The sequence below is a fragment of the Candidatus Methylopumilus planktonicus genome (genome assembly GCF_000981505.1).
Lineage (GTDB): Bacteria > Pseudomonadota > Gammaproteobacteria > Burkholderiales > Methylophilaceae > Methylopumilus > Methylopumilus planktonicus.
In genome coordinates this window covers 975902-992486 of record NZ_LN827929.1, presented here as the reverse complement: position 1 = coordinate 992486, position 16585 = coordinate 975902, and the positions used below count along the sequence as shown (strand labels likewise).

The 16585-nt window shown below is 39.4% G+C and carries 16 protein-coding genes; 10 read left to right on the top strand and 6 right to left on the bottom strand.

All coding sequences use genetic code 11. The features are described 5' to 3' along the window. Window positions 1-16: 16 nt before the first annotated feature. A complete protein-coding gene (locus BN1208_RS05210; protein ID WP_046488536.1) occupies window positions 17-463 on the top strand; it encodes a DUF4149 domain-containing protein in 447 nt (148 codons plus the stop codon). On the opposite strand, the gene BN1208_RS05205 is transcribed toward BN1208_RS05210, so the two are convergent. Beyond that, window positions 464-751: a YhbY family RNA-binding protein gene (locus BN1208_RS05205; RefSeq protein WP_046488534.1), complete on the bottom strand. Its 288-nt coding sequence runs from the start codon at window positions 749-751 to the stop codon at window positions 464-466. A 43-nt stretch (window positions 752-794) separates the two neighbouring features. On the opposite strand from BN1208_RS05205, the gene BN1208_RS05200 reads away from it, so the two are divergent. From BN1208_RS05200 to glmM, 4 genes are all read left to right on the top strand, one after another. After that, on the top strand, window positions 795-1412 hold the full coding sequence (locus tag BN1208_RS05200) for an RlmE family RNA methyltransferase (RefSeq protein WP_046488530.1): 618 nt from the start codon (window positions 795-797) through the stop codon (window positions 1410-1412). A 74-nt stretch (window positions 1413-1486) separates the two neighbouring features. Beyond that, complete coding sequence (gene ftsH / locus BN1208_RS05195) at window positions 1487-3382, top strand: ATP-dependent zinc metalloprotease FtsH (RefSeq protein ID WP_082092848.1); 1896 nt, start codon at window positions 1487-1489, stop codon at window positions 3380-3382. A gap of 37 nt (window positions 3383-3419) precedes the next feature. After that, a complete protein-coding gene (gene folP / locus BN1208_RS05190) occupies window positions 3420-4250 on the top strand; it encodes a dihydropteroate synthase (protein WP_046488524.1) in 831 nt (276 codons plus the stop codon). Between the two features lie 2 nt (window positions 4251-4252). After that, window positions 4253-5605 carry a phosphoglucosamine mutase gene (gene glmM / locus BN1208_RS05185; protein ID WP_046488521.1) on the top strand — a complete coding sequence of 451 codons (1353 nt, stop codon included), beginning with the start codon at window positions 4253-4255 and terminating at the stop codon, window positions 5603-5605. Here the strand turns inward: glmM and BN1208_RS07460 are convergent. The 5 genes from BN1208_RS07460 to BN1208_RS05160 all read right to left on the bottom strand — a co-directional run bounded on the left by BN1208_RS07460 (window position 5602) and on the right by BN1208_RS05160 (window position 9691). After that, window positions 5602-5847, bottom strand: a complete 246-nt coding sequence (locus BN1208_RS07460; protein ID WP_046488518.1) for a DUF6552 family protein — start codon at window positions 5845-5847, stop codon at window positions 5602-5604. The genes glmM and BN1208_RS07460 overlap by 4 nt on opposite strands. A 12-nt stretch (window positions 5848-5859) precedes the next feature. Next, complete coding sequence (pstB, locus tag BN1208_RS05175; protein ID WP_046488514.1) at window positions 5860-6639, bottom strand: phosphate ABC transporter ATP-binding protein PstB; 780 nt, start codon at window positions 6637-6639, stop codon at window positions 5860-5862. Between the two features lie 21 nt (window positions 6640-6660). After that, complete coding sequence (pstA, locus tag BN1208_RS05170; protein WP_231854573.1) at window positions 6661-7620, bottom strand: phosphate ABC transporter permease PstA; 960 nt, start codon at window positions 7618-7620, stop codon at window positions 6661-6663. Beyond that, entirely contained in the window at window positions 7620-8552 is a 933-nt protein-coding gene (gene pstC / locus BN1208_RS05165) for a phosphate ABC transporter permease subunit PstC (RefSeq protein ID WP_046488512.1), read from the bottom strand. Before pstC ends, pstA begins: the two co-directional genes overlap by 1 nt. Before the next feature lie 140 nt (window positions 8553-8692). After that, on the bottom strand, window positions 8693-9691 hold the full coding sequence (locus BN1208_RS05160; protein ID WP_046488509.1) for a PstS family phosphate ABC transporter substrate-binding protein: 999 nt from the start codon (window positions 9689-9691) through the stop codon (window positions 8693-8695). Window positions 9692-9822: 131 nt separating this feature from the next. Between BN1208_RS05160 and prfB the strand changes: the two genes are divergently transcribed. The 5 genes from prfB to BN1208_RS05135 all read left to right on the top strand — a co-directional run bounded on the left by prfB (window position 9823) and on the right by BN1208_RS05135 (window position 16552). Then, window positions 9823-10927, top strand: a protein-coding gene (gene prfB, locus BN1208_RS05155) for a peptide chain release factor 2 (protein WP_156157789.1) whose coding sequence is annotated in 2 segments (ribosomal slippage) — window positions 9823-9903 and window positions 9905-10927 — 1104 coding nt in all. Because the reading frame shifts where the segments join, the coding sequence is not laid out codon by codon here. Between the two features lie 3 nt (window positions 10928-10930). Next, window positions 10931-12454: a lysine--tRNA ligase gene (gene lysS, locus BN1208_RS05150; RefSeq protein ID WP_046488506.1), complete on the top strand. Its 1524-nt coding sequence runs from the start codon at window positions 10931-10933 to the stop codon at window positions 12452-12454. 11 nt (window positions 12455-12465) lie between these two features. Beyond that, entirely contained in the window at window positions 12466-13104 is a 639-nt protein-coding gene (locus tag BN1208_RS05145) for a carbonic anhydrase (protein ID WP_046488504.1), read from the top strand. A gap of 252 nt (window positions 13105-13356) precedes the next feature. Continuing rightward, window positions 13357-14895 (top strand): OprO/OprP family phosphate-selective porin, encoded by a 1539-nt coding sequence (locus BN1208_RS05140; RefSeq protein WP_046488502.1) that lies wholly within the window; start codon window positions 13357-13359, stop codon window positions 14893-14895. Window positions 14896-14956: 61 nt separating this feature from the next. Continuing rightward, window positions 14957-16552, top strand: a complete 1596-nt coding sequence (locus BN1208_RS05135; RefSeq protein WP_156157788.1) for a tetratricopeptide repeat protein — start codon at window positions 14957-14959, stop codon at window positions 16550-16552. The last annotated feature ends 33 nt before the right edge of the window (window positions 16553-16585 follow it).

Genomic DNA, 16585 nt, shown 5'->3' with positions numbered 1-16585 from the left:
TTAAACTAAAAACATAATGAAACAATGGTTAGAAAATTTAGCACTGATTGCCGCAACCTTTTGGATAGGTGGATTGTGGGTGGTAGGTATTGTGGCTTATGAATTATTCAAGCTCATGCCTGAGGCACAACTCGCAGGTAATATTGCGGGGCAGCTTTTTCGGATGATGGCTTTTGTGGGCATGGCCACTAGTATTTATTTATTAATTCAGCGCGTGTATCAGTTTGGCACGAATGCACTAAAGCAAAGCTTCTTTTGGTTGGTTGTGTTGATGTTCGTTTTAATTCTGATTAGTCATTTAGGGATTAATCCACTCTTAGAAAAATTCAAATTAGAAGCGATGCCGAAAGATGTGATGGAAAGCGTATTTGCTGATCGATTTGCAACTTGGCATGGTGTTTCAAGTATTGCGTATTTACTTGAGTGTTTCTTAGGCGTTTTTGTGATCTTAAAAATTAGATAATTATTTGGGTATGACGATCTTAGGTTCGGACGCTTGACGATAGACAATAATTTGTAAGCCAATATGATGCACGGCTGTTGCCTGAAGTGCTCCACAAATTTCAATTAACATGGATTCACGAACTGATCTATCATTATTTTGAATTTTAATTTTAATAAGCTCATGTGCGTTAAGATTAAGATCTATTTCCGTAATGACTGATGCCGATAAACCCTTATTACCAATTCTCACCACTGGATTTAATGTGTGCGCTAAGCTTCGAAGGTATGCAATGGCTTTTGAATTCAAGGTAGAAAATTTCTTAAGATCTTTAAAGAATCGATTTTAACAGATGAAAAGAACAAGAACTAGCAAGGCTTGGATGCAAGAGCATGTCAATGATGCCTTCGTTAGACAAGCTCAGAAAGATGGCTTTCGATCCCGGGCTGCTTATAAGCTTATGGAGATCCATGAGAAATATAAACTCATCAAGCCCGGTATGAATGTCGTTGATTTGGGCTCAAGCCCTGGAAGCTGGTCTCAGGTGGTGGCAAAACTCCTTCAAGGTAAAGGCCATATTATCGCTATGGATTTACTGCCTATGGATCCTATTCCTAGGGTCGATTTTATTCAAGGGGACTTTAGAGAAGAGGCTTCTTTAAAGGAGCTTGAAACCTACTTAAATAATTCAGCTATAGACCTTGTAATTTCAGACATGGCCCCCAATATTACGGGTATAAAGACAGTCGATCAGCCAGGTGTCATGCACCTCACTGAGCTTGCGCTAGACTTTTCTTTACAATGGTTGAAACCAAGCGGCCATTTTCTAGTCAAAACTTTTATAGGCGCTGACTTTGATGAGCTGGTGAAAAAGATGCGTCCTGAGTTTGAAAAAGTGATCACAGTAAAGCCTAAAGCTTCACGTGATCGAAGTAGTGAGGTTTATTTGCTGGGCTTTGCAAAAGCTTAAAAAGTCATAATATAGTCACGGAATTAGGTTTAAAATTAACTAATGAAAATAGATGATACGAGGTCATCCACCAATTGAATAACAACACTCTTAAAAGTATTGCCATCTGGGTTGCGATAGCACTCCTTCTCATGACTATTTTTAATCAGTTTTCAGGGTCTTCGAAAACTGACACAGCACTTGTCTACTCTCAATTTATGCAGCAGGTCAAAGAAGGCAGAATTGCCAAAGTTGAGATTGATAATCATAGAATCAAAGGGACAACGAGCGAAGGTAAGAAATTTAATACCTATGCTCCAACGGATCCTTGGTTAGTATCCGACCTTCTAAAAAATAATGTCATTGTTGAAGCGAAGCCTGAAGAGCAGCAGTCAGTATTGATGAGTATCTTTATTTCATGGTTTCCAATGATTCTTTTAGTAGGTGTTTGGATTTTCTTTATGCGTCAGATGCAGGGCGGCTCCAAAGGTGGTGGCCCATTTTCATTTGGTAAGAGTAAAGCTAGACAGCTTGATCAAACAAATAATCAAACAACATTTGCTGATGTAGCGGGGTGTGATGAAGCAAAAGAAGAGGTCACAGAAATTGTTGAATTCTTAAAAGACCCAAGCAAGTTTCATAAATTAGGTGGTCGCATACCAAGAGGCGTTCTGATGGTGGGACCTCCAGGCACGGGTAAGACACTTCTAGCGCGTGCAATTGCGGGCGAAGCTAAGGTGCCTTTCTATACCATTTCAGGATCTGACTTCGTAGAAATGTTTGTAGGTGTTGGTGCTGCTCGTGTAAGAGACATGTTTGAACAATCCAAAAAGAGCGCGCCATGTATTATTTTTATTGATGAAATTGATGCGGTAGGCCGTCATCGCGGTCAAGGTTCAGGTGGTGGTAATGACGAGCGTGAACAAACACTGAATCAGCTTTTAGTTGAGCTCGACGGCTTCGAACCTAACTCAGGCGTGATCGTCATTGCGGCAACCAATCGTGCAGATGTCCTCGATAAAGCTTTGTTACGCCCAGGACGTTTTGATCGACAAGTGATGGTATCTCTTCCTGACATTAAAGGTCGCGAAGAAATTCTTTTAGTGCACATGAGAAAAATTCCAGCAGATCCTGATGTGAAAGCAAGCATCATTGCGAGAGGTACTCCAGGTTTTTCAGGTGCTGACTTAGCTAATCTTGTGAATGAGTCCGCATTGTTTGCTGCACGCAGAAATAAACGAACAGTCGATATGCAAGACTTTGAAGATGCCAAAGATAAAATCTTTATGGGCCCTGAAAGAAAATCCATGGTGATGAGAGAAGAAGAGCGGATGAATACAGCATTCCATGAGTCAGGTCATGCAGTGGTTGCAAAACTATTACCTCACGCAGATCCTGTGCATAAAGTGACGATTATGCCTCGTGGCTGGGCGCTGGGACTTACATGGCAGCTGCCAGAGTTCGATCGTATCAGTAATTATAAAAATAAGATGCTAGAAGAAATTTCGATTCTCTTTGGCGGACGTATTGCGGAAGAAGTTTTCATGAAGCAAATGTCAACGGGCGCATCGAATGATTTTGAGCGTGCAACGAAATTGGCGCGTGATATGGTGACGCGTTATGGTATGTCAGATAAATTAGGTACGATGGTTTATGTGGGTCAAGATCAAGATTCTTTCTTTGGTGCGATGTCTTCAAAAACAATTTCTGAAGCAACACAACAAAAAGTTGACGCTGAGATTCGCCGTATTCTTGATGAACAATATAGTGTTGCTAGAAAGCTCATTGAAAAAAATCGCCGCAAAGTAGAGGCGATGGCAAAAGCTTTGCTTGAATATGAAACAATTGATGCCGATCAGATCAATGACATCATGGCAGGAAAAAAAGCGAGACCACCAAAACCTAAACAAACACCTAATCCTCCGAAGATTGATAAAGGATCTTCAGGCACAAAGGTTGCAGTTGTTCCCCAGCCGAGCGCCAAGGGCTAAATGAAATCGAGGCTAGTTTATCTAGCCTTTGTTTTTTATGATGCTCCAGTTAAATAAACACTCCTTTGATTTAAAGCGCCCACTCGTGATGGGTATTTTAAATATCACACCCGATTCATTCTCAGATGGCGGTATGTATTTAGATTCCAATGCGGCTTTAAAACGCGTTGATAAAATGATCGAAGAGGGTGTTGATATCATTGATATTGGTGGAGAATCAACCCGGCCAGGATCTGACCCTGTAAGTACAGATGAAGAATTAAAAAGAATTGTACCTATTATTGAGGCAATAAAAAAAATCTCTGATATCGCTATCTCAATTGACACATACAAACCGGAAGTTATGAAAGAGGTTATTGATATGGATGTCGCGATGATCAATGATATTTTTGCCCTACAAAAACCAAATGCGATCGATCTACTTAAAAAATCAAATGTAGGCGTCTGCTTAATGCACATGCAAGGAACGCCTAAAACAATGCAACTTAATCCGACTTATAAAAATGTTGTGAGTGAAGTGAGATCTTTTTTAGAGGAGCGTGCAAATCTTATTGCGAATGAAGGTATCGATAAATCTCGTATTATTTTAGATCCAGGCTTTGGTTTTGGAAAAACATTCGAACATAATATAGAACTCTTACAAAACATTGAATCATTTCAATCTTTAAATTTACCTATTCTGGTCGGACTTTCTAGAAAATCATTCATTAGAAAAATCTTGAATGGTGATTATGACGATCATCTATCAGGCAGTATTTCAGCGGCTATTCTTTCTGTCTTAAAAGGGGCTAAAATATTACGAGTTCATGATGTAAAAGAAACACAAAGTGCTTTTAAAATTATTCAAGTAGCGCAGAGTATGGCTTAAATATGACAAGACATTATTTCGGAACGGACGGTATTCGAGGCGTTGTGGGTCAAGATCCCATTACACCTGATTTTTTTATTCGCCTAGGGTTTGCGATTGGATCTATCCTAGTTAAAAATAATCGAGATGAAAAAATCAAATATCCGAGCGTTGTCATTGGTAAAGATACAAGAGTTTCAGGCTACATGTTGGAGTCAGCGCTGGAGTCAGGATTTATTGCGGCAGGGGTCAATGTATATTTAACGGGTCCTATGCCAACACCAGCTATTGCTTACCTTACAAAAGCATTAAGGTCGCAAGCGGGCATTGTCATTTCTGCATCACATAATCCATTTCCTGATAACGGCATTAAAATATTTTCTGATGCTGGAGAAAAACTACCTGATGCATTTGAAGCGGAAGTTGAATCAGCTTTGAACCAACCTATTAAAACAGTTTTACCTCGTGAGCTTGGAAAAGCAAAGCGTATAGACGACGCTGAAGGTCGTTATGTCGAATTTTGTAAAAGTACTTTTCCAGAAAAACTTAACCTTCGAGGTCTCAAAATTTTGTTGGATTGCGCACATGGCGCTACTTATCATGTGGCCCCGAAAATATTTTCTGAATTAGGTGCAGAAGTTATCTCAATAGGTAATGAGCCTAACGGTTTTAATATTAACCTAGATGTAGGATCCACACATCCCAACTCGATTAAAGAAGCTACCTTAAAAAATAAAGCAGACTTAGGTATTGCTTTTGATGGAGATGGAGATCGTGTCGTGATGATTGATCATTTAGGACATATTGTTGATGGCGATCAGCTTCTTTTAGTAATCGCAAAAGCCCTAAAAGCAAAAAATCAATTAAAAGGTGGCGTAGTTGGAACATTAATGACTAATATGGCGATTGAAAAAGCATTTCATGATCTAGACATTGAATTTATAAGGACACATGTAGGGGATCGTTATGTTCTAGAGGCTCTTCTTGAAAAAGGCTGGTCGATTGGTGGCGAAAACTCAGGCCACATACTGACCCTTGATCAGCATTCAACAGGGGATGCCATCATCGCATCTCTACAAGTTTTAAAATCATTACGACTTCTTAATCAATCACTGTATGAGGCCACTAAAGATTCGCCACTGTATCCTCAAGTGTTAATTAATGTTGAAACACATAAAAAAATTGATCTAGAAAAAAATAAATCAATTCAGGATGCAGTGAAAAGTGTAGAAGAAAAATTAAATACCAAAGGCCGTGTGCTCTTAAGGGCTTCAGGCACCGAGCCTAAGATTCGTGTCATGGTAGAGGGTCAAGACTTAGACGAAGTTAAAAGTTACGCTAACCTTATTGCAGAAAAAGTTAAACAAGCTACTTAGCTCATTCCAAAGAGTTTGAAATAGCCAATCATAAATAAAGGAATTTGAAGTCCAAAGTTAATCAGGATAGCGCGATCTTTATTGACATACCCTGTGAACGTCCAACCCAAAACACCTAGGCTATGAGAAAAAATATTGTAGGGATAGAGATTCAGGTTGGTAAGAAGAAGTCCTAGCAGAATAAAAAAAGTGGCGAACCACTTTAGATTTTTTTTGAAGAATTTTTGTGTAGTTTGAAGCAATTTAAAAAAGGCTTAGCCGAACTTACCTGTAATGTAATCTTCTGTTTCTTTTCTGCCTGGGTTTGTGAAAATCTTATCCGTGGCATCGAACTCAATCATTTCACCTAAATACATATAGGCTGTGTAATCAGAAATACGAGCGGCTTGTTGCATATTATGCGTCACGATTAAAATGGAAAGCTTATTTTTTAAGCCTGACATAAGCTCCTCAATATTAACCGTCGCAATTGGATCGAGCGCTGATGTAGGCTCATCGAATAACATAATTTCAGGATCTGTCGCTAGTGCGCGCGCAATACATAGACGCTGCTGTTGGCCACCCGATAAATTAAAAGCTAAATCCTGTAATCGATCTTTAACTTCATTCCAAAGTGAAGCACCTTTTAATGCCTCCTCAACTTTGTCATCCACTGCAGATTTTGATCTTTCTCCTCGCACTCTTAAGCCGTAAGCGACGTTCTCATAGATAGACTTTGGGAATGGATTGGGTTTTTGAAACACCATACTGATTCGCATACGCACTTCGATCGGATCTACACCTTTAGCAAGTACGTTTGTGTTGTCTGGATGAAGAAGGATTTGACCCTCATAGCGGTTGCCAGGATATAAATCATGCATTCGGTTAAAGCAGCGTAGGAATGTAGATTTGCCGCAACCTGAGGGACCGATAAGCGCTGTAATTTTATTCTCATAAACAGGTAGGCTTACATCTTTTAGTGCCTTGGTACCGTCTGCATAGAAAAAGTTAAGATTCTTTGCTTCAGCTTTGATGTTTAGTTTATTTTGTGCCATTTTTTTTCCTGTAGATAAAATTTACCATTTAATATTTTTGCGAATACGATAGCGGAGCCAAATTGCTGTTCCGTTCATCACAAGTGTGAGGATGATAATTACAGCACCAGCGGCTGCTGCATTAATATGGAATGCATGCTCAGGTCTCGAGAGCCAGCTAAACATTTGAATTGGTAATACCGTGAATCCTGATTGGAGCCATTCAAAAGAAATAAAAGGAGCTACGCTCGTTAAAGGGGCTGGCGGGAGAAATGCAATAAAGGTTAAAGCCCCTACGGTAATGATAGGCGCTGTTTCACCTAAGGCTCTGGCCATACCAATAATAATCCCTGTGAGGATGCCTCCAAACGAGTATTGAATCACGTGGTGTAAAACAACCTGCCATTTTGTGGCACCCACAGCGTAAGCCGCTTCGCGTATCGCAACAGGAATCGACCTAATGGCTTCACGTGTGGATACAATCACAATAGGCAACATTAAAAGACCAAGTGTGAGTCCAGCTGTAACAATTGTTTGACCCAGATGGAATGTGTATACAAATAATCCAAGCGCTAATAAGCCATAAATGATTGAGGGTACGCCTGCGAGATTGGTGACATTGATCTCAACAATATCAGTGAGCCAATTCTTAGGTGCGTATTCTTCTAGATATACGCCTGCTGCAACCCCCATAGGCACTGCGGTGATAAAGGTCACTAACATAATAAGGGATGATCCCACCCATGCCGACAAGATCCCGGCGTTTGCAGCCCGCCTTGAGGGGAAGTCGGTAAAGAATTGATAATTTAATTTAGGGTAGCCATCCATCACAAGATCCACAAACAGAATAAGCAAGGTGAGGAGTGCGAACGTGATGGTCAATAAACCAATAGATGAAAAAATAAAGTCGTTCCGCTTATGCGCGCGAATCATGACACGCACTTCTTCGAGCGTTTTGGGCTTGATTAGGCTTTCTTCAGAAACTGAATTTTTTTTCATCATTAATATCTTTCTGCAAATCGTTTTCTTGCCATATGACCTAGTATGTTAAACACAAAGGTAATCACGAATAACACCATGCCTGCTGCAAAAATACTCTGATAACCCAGGCTTCCATGCGGCAAGTCACCCATAGCTACTTGCACAATATACGCTGTGATTGTGGCAGCGCCTTCTAATGGGTTGAATGTAAAAGTAGGCTGCTGGCCCGCTGCAATTGCAACCACCATGGTCTCACCCACTGCGCGGCTGATGCCTAAAATATAAGCGGCAATAATACCGGATGTGGCAGCAGGGGTCACGACACGAATGGCTGTTTGAAATTTGGTGGCACCCATTGCGTAAGAGCCTTCGCGCATATTCATAGGCACTGCCCTCATGGCGTCCTCAGCCACGGATGCAATGTAAGGGATAATCATCACGCCCATGACGATACCGGCCCCTAGCATGTTAAAGGTAGGTAAGTCAGGATTTATTTTTTGGAGTAAAGGGGTCACAAAAAGAAGGGCGAAGTAACCAAAGACTACGGTAGGCACACCCACTAGAAGTTCCAATATAGGCTTCACAGTCTCGCGTGTCTTGTGAGATGCAAATTCAGAAAGGTAGATTGCGGCAACTGTTCCAATCGGAATCGCGATAGTAAGGGCAATTAATGATGTGGTGAGTGTGCCTGCTATGAGGGGAAGAATGCCGTAGTGTGCGTCTTCAAAGAGCGGGCTCCATTGCCTACTCGTTAAGAATTCGATAATACTGACCTCTTTAAAAAATCCTGAGGTTTCAGTGACTAAGATATAAACAATACCTAAGGTAATAAAAGTAGCAGCAAGTGCTGCAAACATCAGAATAATTTCGATGACGCGCTCAACAAAGTTTCGCTTAATATTTTTAGCGAGTCTTTTACTAATCGGCGGGTCTTTTAATTGAGTCGTTGTCAATTTATTTTTTTCTATGATTGAGATGCTTAAAAATGATTGGATCTTTACTAATGATTGTATCTTTACTAAAGGTAAAAAAGGCGGCCTTTGTGCCGCCTTTTTTAGTCGTTACTTACTTGTTCTTAAAGACCCTTCAGTACTTAGTCTTTAATACGCTTGATAAGATCTTCGATCTTTAGACCCACTTCATTTTTACCATCAAAGCCAGTACCAGCTTTTTTAGATTGCCAGTGTTTAGATACCGCTGCATACTCAGTTGTGGTCAGCGGAACGAATTTTACTTCCTTCACCAATTTAGGTGCGTTCGCTAGGTAGAATTCCACAAAGGCTTTCACATCTTTATCAAAAGCACCTTTACTACCGTTGACATAGATGAATAAAGGACGCGCTAATGGTTGGTATGTGCCATTCATGACAGTCTCTTCAGAAGGTAAGACAGCGTCTTTTTTGTCTTTAGCTATGATTGCAACAGCGTTAAGCTTGTCTTTGTTTTCAAGGTAGTAAGCTAAACCAAAGTATCCAATGCCACCTTTGTCGCCTGAAACACCTGTCACTAAGACATTGTCATCTTCAGAAGCTGTGTAATCAGAGCGTGATGATTTAGCACGGCCATTAATTGCCTCTGTGAAGTAGTCGAATGTTCCTGAGTCAGCACCTGGGCCAAATAATTTCATAGGTTGATTAGGCCAAGCTGGATTCACATCCTTCCAATTTTTTACAGAGCTACCTGATGCCCAAACTTTATTAAGCTCAGCTACTGTCATTGATTTTGCCCAGTCGTTACCTTTGTTTGTCACTACAGTTAATGCGTCGAAGGCAACTGCTAATTCGATATAAGTAATGCCATTCTCAGCACATGCATCCATTTCTTTTTTAGAGATCGGACGTGATGCATTAGAAATCATTGTTTCGCCACGGCAGAATTTTTTAAAACCACCGCCAGTACCTGAAACACCTACAGTCACTTTAGTGCCTGTTTTCTTTTGGAAGTCTTCAGCTACAGCTTCAGTAATTGGGTAAACAGTAGAAGAACCGTCAATTGGGATGATTTTATCTGCTGCATAAATGTTGTATGAAAAAGCAAAGGTTGAAGCAACTAAAGCTGCTAAACCTAAGTTCTTGATTTTGTTAGACTTCATAAAAGCTCCTGGTTTTGTTTTAAGTTAAGTGAATCAGGGACTAGTTTAGGGATTAATTGTGACACATATATGACAGAAAATTAACTAGCCATTTAAATGTATAATGCGTTGTTTTCATAGATAAAAAGCCCATGGACGCAGAAACCCTTAACCAGATTCAACACCGACTCGATGGATTAAATGAACGCCATCAAGCGCTTAGGGGGTATCTTTGACTTTGACGTTAAAAAGTCGCGTCTAGACCAAATTTCAAAGGAGCTTGAAGACCCGTCTATTTGGAATGACCAAGCCAGAAGCCAGATTCTGGGCAAAGAAAAGCGCGAGCTCGACTTTATCGTGAACGGCTTAAGTAACTTGGCAATGAGCCTAAAAGATCAGTGTGAGCTATTTGAATTGGCGCGTCATGAAAATGACGATGAGACACTTAAAGTGTTGTTAGACGAAAGTCATTCACTTGAAAAGAGTGTGGAGGCGATGGAATTCCGTCGCATGTTTTCTCATCCCATGGATCCGAATAACTGCTTCATTAACTTCCAATCAGGCAGTGGTGGGACGGAAGCACAAGATTGGGCAAATATGCTGCTTCGTATGTATATAAGGTATGGAGAAAGAAAAGGATTTAAAGTGGAGGTGCTCGATATTTCAGATGGGGATATTGCCGGCATTAAAAGTGCAACATTAAAAATTTCAGGCGATTATGCGTTCGGGCATTTAAGAACTGAAACAGGTGTGCATCGCTTGGTCAGAAAGTCCCCCTTTGATTCGGGAAATCGCCGTCATACATCTTTTGCGAGTGTGCAAGTCTATCCTGAAGTGGATGACTCGATTGAAGTAGATATTAATCCAGCGGATTTAAGAATTGATACGTATAGAGCTTCGGGTGCGGGTGGCCAACATATTAATAAGACCGACTCAGCCGTTCGTATTACTCATATTCCAACTAATACAGTCGTGCAATGTCAGGACGATCGATCGCAACATCGCAACAGGGCAGAGGCCATGAATATGTTACGCGCACAACTTTATGCGTTAGAGTTAAATAAACGTAACGAAGAAAAGCAGGCATTAGAAGATGCTAAAACTGACATAGGCTGGGGACATCAGATTAGAAGTTATGTGCTCGATCAATCGCGTATCAAAGATTTGCGCACAAATGTTGAAGTAGGTAATACGCAAGGCGTCCTTGATGGCGACCTTGATCCATTTATTAGTGAAAGTTTAAAGCAGGGAGTATAAAAGTTGTCAGAAGAAAATCAACCGATAGAGCCAAATGAAAATCACGTCATATTAGAACGTCGTGAAAAATTAAAAAAAATAAGAGAAGCGGGCGTTGCATTTCCGAATGACTTCAAGCCGAAACATTTTGCAAAAACGATTCACGAAGAATTTGGTGCGCTAGAAAATGAAGTGCTCGATCCTAGATCTGTTGAAGTAATAGTCGCTGGTCGCATGATGCTAAAACGTGTCATGGGGAAAGCCAGCTTCGCAACGCTCCAAGATGGATCAGGACGTATTCAGCTTTTTATTTCAAAAGAAAATATTAAAAGTGATAATGCTGAAACTATTTATGACAATTTTAAGCACTGGGACTTAGGTGACATCTTAGGTGCGACTGGTGTTTTATTTAAAACTAAAACAGGTGAACTTTCTATTCGTGTAAGTCATTTAAGACTCCTCACAAAATCGATTCGGCCCTTGCCTGAAAAATTTCACGGGTTAGCTGATCAAGAAGTGAAGTATCGCCAACGTTATGTTGATCTCATCATGAGTGATGAAACAAAACAAACATTTATAACTCGATCAAAAATTATGAGTGGCATTCGTGCGTTCATGGTGAAACATTGTTTTAATGAAGTTGAGACACCCATGCTTCATCCTATTCCAGGTGGTGCTGCAGCAAAACCTTTTATCACACATCACAACGCGCTCGACATGCAAATGTATATGCGTATCGCACCAGAACTTTATTTAAAAAGATTAGTCGTTGGTGGATTTGATCGTGTGTTTGAAATCAATCGTAACTTTAGAAACGAAGGATTGAGTGTGAGACATAATCCTGAATTCACGATGATGGAATTTTATGCGGCGTATACCGATTACCATTGGCTCATGCAATTCACTGAAGATTGTATTCGTGATGCAGCGATGATTGCATTAGGAAAAACTACCATCGAGTATCAAGGCCGTGAAATTAATTTCACAGACCCATTTGAGCGACTCTCTATTGTGGGCGCTATAAAAAAATACGCACCGCAATATATCGACACGCAACTTAACGATGAAAAATTTTTACGCGAAGAACTTTTAAAATACGATCACAAAGCTTTCGATCACGCTGGTCTTGGCGCATTGCAGTTAGCGCTTTTCGAAGGAACAGCAGAAGCGCAACTTTGGAATCCAACTTATATTGTTGATTACCCAGTTGAAGTCTCACCTCTAGCTCGTGCATCGGATAAAAATAAAGACATCACAGAACGCTTTGAACTTTTTATTGCGGGACGAGAAATTGCAAATGGATTTTCTGAATTGAATGATGCAGAAGATCAAGCGCAACGTTTCCACAATCAGGCCAAAGCAAAAGAAGGAGGTGACCATGAAGCGATGTTCTATGACGCAGATTTTATTCGCGCACTTGAATACGGCATGCCTCCCACGGGTGGATGTGGTATCGGGATCGATCGTCTTGTGATGCTCCTCACTAACAGCCCTTCGATTCGTGATGTAATTTTATTTCCGCACATGCGTGCTGAAGTGAATCAATAAAGGGGATCGATATGTACCGTCATCCAGACATTGATCGAGATCAATTGACACCGAGACAAGCGCTCGATATTTTAATCGAGGGCAATCAGCGTTTCAAAAATAATGTACTGCGAGAGCGTGACATGCTTCGTGTTCGAGATGAGATTGTTGACAAGCAGCACCCCTTTGCGTCTGTCTTAAGTTGCAGTGATTCGCGTACAACTGTGGAACTTATTTTTGATCAGAACTTAGGGGACATCTTTAGCGTGCGTCTTGCGGGTAACATTGCATCTAATAAAGCGATTGGTAGCCTAGAACTCTCTTGTAAATATTTAGGCTCTAAATTAGTGATCGTGATGGGGCATTCAAACTGCGGTGCGATCAAAGCGGCATGCGATCATTATAAGGGTGGCAATATCGGTGAGATTATTGAGCTCATTGATCCCGCTGTGACTTTAGAAAAAACAATTACAGAGCACCGCAATTCCACGAACGATGTATTTGTGGGTAAAGTTTGCTTTCATAATGTCGAGATTCAAATGGAGCGGATCTTAAAAAGAAGCTCGCTTTTAACTGAGATGATTGATAGAAAAGTAATTGGTTTGATCGGTGCTGTGTATAACCTTGCATCGGGTGAAGTTGAGTTTGATCACAATCATACTTATATATAGGTATTGCTAAATAATATTTTTTATTTAAAATAATCTATGAAAACCCCTTCAACAGGGACTTAGTAGGCTTTAGTTGGAATTTTTGTTGTTTTTTTACAACAAATCATAAATATATTCAAAAAAACGACATGTAATATTTGTTTGTCACATAAGTGTCATATTCTATCCGTAAGATACAAATGTCAAAAGACTTTATAAGTTTGACTAAATTCGAATTTAATAAAATTAAAGTAAAACTCAAGGGAGCAACAAATGAACTTCAATAAAAAATTAGCAGTCGCGGTGTCAAGCGCGGTTTTGCTCATGGCAGGTCAAGTTGCCTTAGCAGACAGTACTACAGATATTGTTGATGCTTTAGTGATGAAGGGTGTATTAACAGAAGAAGAAGGTAAGTTAATTAACAAAGGCCATACATCAAAGACTAAGGCAGTACCCGTAGTAAAAGAGAAAGACGGTGCCTTTATTTTGGAAAGCGCTAATGAAGCGAACAGTATTCAACTCACAGGTCGTATGCATCTTGATTTCAGGGCTTCAAGTCTTGACAATGACGACTTGGGAATGGCTAGAGCCGATGACAGAGACACAGCATCAGTTGCGGATCAGTTTGAACTTAGACGCGCGCGTTTAGGTGTTAAGGGCAAAATAGCAAAAGATTTCAAATACGAAATAGTGGGTAACTTACCTGGCACTGCCACGCTTGACGTGGCTTACTTTGACTGGGCTAAATATGATGCATTCCAAATTCGAGGTGGTAAGTTCAAGCAACCGTTTGGTTTAGAAGAGCTTATTAGTTCAAATAATATTACTATGATGGAGAGAAGTTATCTCGATCAAACTGTGCCTGGTAAAAAAATAGGACTTCAGGTGATGGGATCTCCTGCGAAAGGTTTGACTTATGCCTTATCAACATTTCAACATAATGATAATGAGCGTGATCTGAATGGTGATGGTTATTTGAGTGGGGCTGGCCGACTTACATTTAACTTTGCTGAGAGCATGGGCGACAAAGAGAATGTGATGCATATAGGTGTGGCCGGCTTAGAAAATAATTATTCAGCTACTGCTACTACGTCAAGTCAAACAGATACCTCTTTATCTAGTACTGCCCGAGCGACTATTCAATCCTTTAGGAGTGCAGGCCGGGGCTTAAATAATATTTTTAGAGCTCAGATACACGGTGAATCACTCGGAGCATCTAGCTTAGCAAGTAACTTAGAATTTGGTGCTAAAGTCCAACAACGAGCCTATGGTCTAGAGGGAATTTTTGCCCGAGGCCCTATGAAAGTTATGGGCGAGTACAGTGGAGGACAATACGAAGCATCTCAGACAGTTAGCCAAATGAATTTTGATACTAAAACAGGTTATGTTGAGATTGGTTATTTTCTTACCGGTGAAAAGTATGCTGATAGTTACAAGAATGGTGTATTTGGCGGCTTTAAACCAAAAAATAACTTTGATTTAGACAAGGGTGGTCTAGGTGCAATTGAACTTGCATTCCGTGCTGAAGGATACAGAGTTGACGACACTTCCTATTCGGGATCAGCAAGCAGTAGATTCCAAGGTACTTTATCTGGTCCGACTGGAAGCGGAGTAACATCTAAGGCAACAACTTATACTGCAGGTATTCGTTGGCTTTTAAACCCAAATGCAATTGTCAAAGTTAATTATGCTTATACTAAACTAGGCAATAATTATGCGCCAATTGACCTTGAGCAATCAAGTGGATCCGCTAACTCAGCTGATGTAGGTGCAGAATCCTTGTTTATGACAAGATTGCAATACATGTTCTAAAATAAAAGTTGAAATAAAAAACCCACCTCATATGGTGGGTTTTTTATTTACAATGAAAGATATGACTAGACTAGATAATTATGATGAGCTGTTCTTATCAGCCAATCAACTCGCTGATCAGGGCGCATATAGAGAAGCGATAGAGCTTTATAAGCTTGCTGGAGAGTATAAAAAAGATAAGAGTGACTTATCCCTGCGCTTGGCTATAGCATATTTCAATCTTGAAGATTACCAAAATACAATAAATTCATTATATTTCCTTATAGAGCAGCAGCAAGAGGCTTTATTTGCTCACCAGGTTCTTGGGAGGGCATTCTTTAAAATAAAAAAATTTGATGACGCACTAATTGCTTTTAATAAAGAAATCAAGCTAAATCCTAAATATGCCGAAGCATATTCTGATAAAGCCTATGCGCTCAATGAATTAAAAAGATTTCAGGAAGCATACCAAGCGGCCGAAATAGCGAATCAACTCGACCAATCCTTTCCAGATCCTTATGACTGTATGGCGATTGCTCTTAATCAGATGGGTCAAAATTCTGAAGCACTTATTTTTGCTTTTAAAGCGCTCCAAATAGACAATAAAAACTCAGATTTTTATAGAACGGTAGGGGATATCTATCTTGATATAGATGAAAATAAAAAAGCTCTAAAGTTCTACGACCTAGCACTAAAAATCAATCCAAAATTTTTTATGGTACTTTACAATAAATCATTAGCACTTCTAAAGATGTTAAATTTTAACGAAGGCTGGAAGCTATATGAATATCGCCATACGACATACAAAACTCAAAATCCAGAATTATTTCAAGATTTTTCTAAAAAAAAATTCCAAAACGCTAAAAACATATTGATATTAAAGGAACAGGGACTTGGAGATTTTATTATGTTTTCAAGTATTCTCTCTGATTTATCCTTGGATGGAAAAAATATAATCGTCGAGACAGATGAGCGTATTTTACCTTTAATGAAACGCTCTTTTAAAAAAATTAAGTTTATAATAAATATAAATCAGCTAGATAAAAAATTATTCGACCATGTGCTTTCTATTGCTTCACTTGGCGGTTATTTAAGAAGAGATATTCAAGCCTTTAAAAAAGAAATAAATTTTTTTTTAAAAAGCGAAGACAATCAGAAAGAAAAATTTAAAGAGCTATTCAAAAAAATAAAAACAAATCCAAAGCAAAAAATTTGTGGCTTATCATGGAGAAGCAATAATAAAACGATCGGAAATTTAAAAAGTATTGATTTACGCGAATTAAAACCTCTCCTAGAATTGAGTGAGTTTAAATTTATAAATTTGCAGTATCAAATTAGCGAGCAAGAAAAAAAAGAAATTAAAAATATGGGAATGGAAATTGTAAACATTCCTGATATAGATCTTTATAATGATATAGAATCATTATGTTCTTTAATAGATGCCTGTGATTTTATTGTCACTATAAGTAATATAAATGCGCATTTAGCAGGTGCCTTAGGTAAGACAACTTATCTTTTGTCAGCAAAAGGAAAAGCAAAACATTTTTATTGGCACCATTGCCAAGATTCAAGTTTGTGGTACCCGACATTGAAGATCTTCGAGCAGGATAATATAGGTGACTGGAGCTCACCTATAAATAAAGTAATTGAAACCTTAAATTTTAAAAATGATGACTAAAAAAATAGATGACTCTGGCTTGATTGAGTTAGG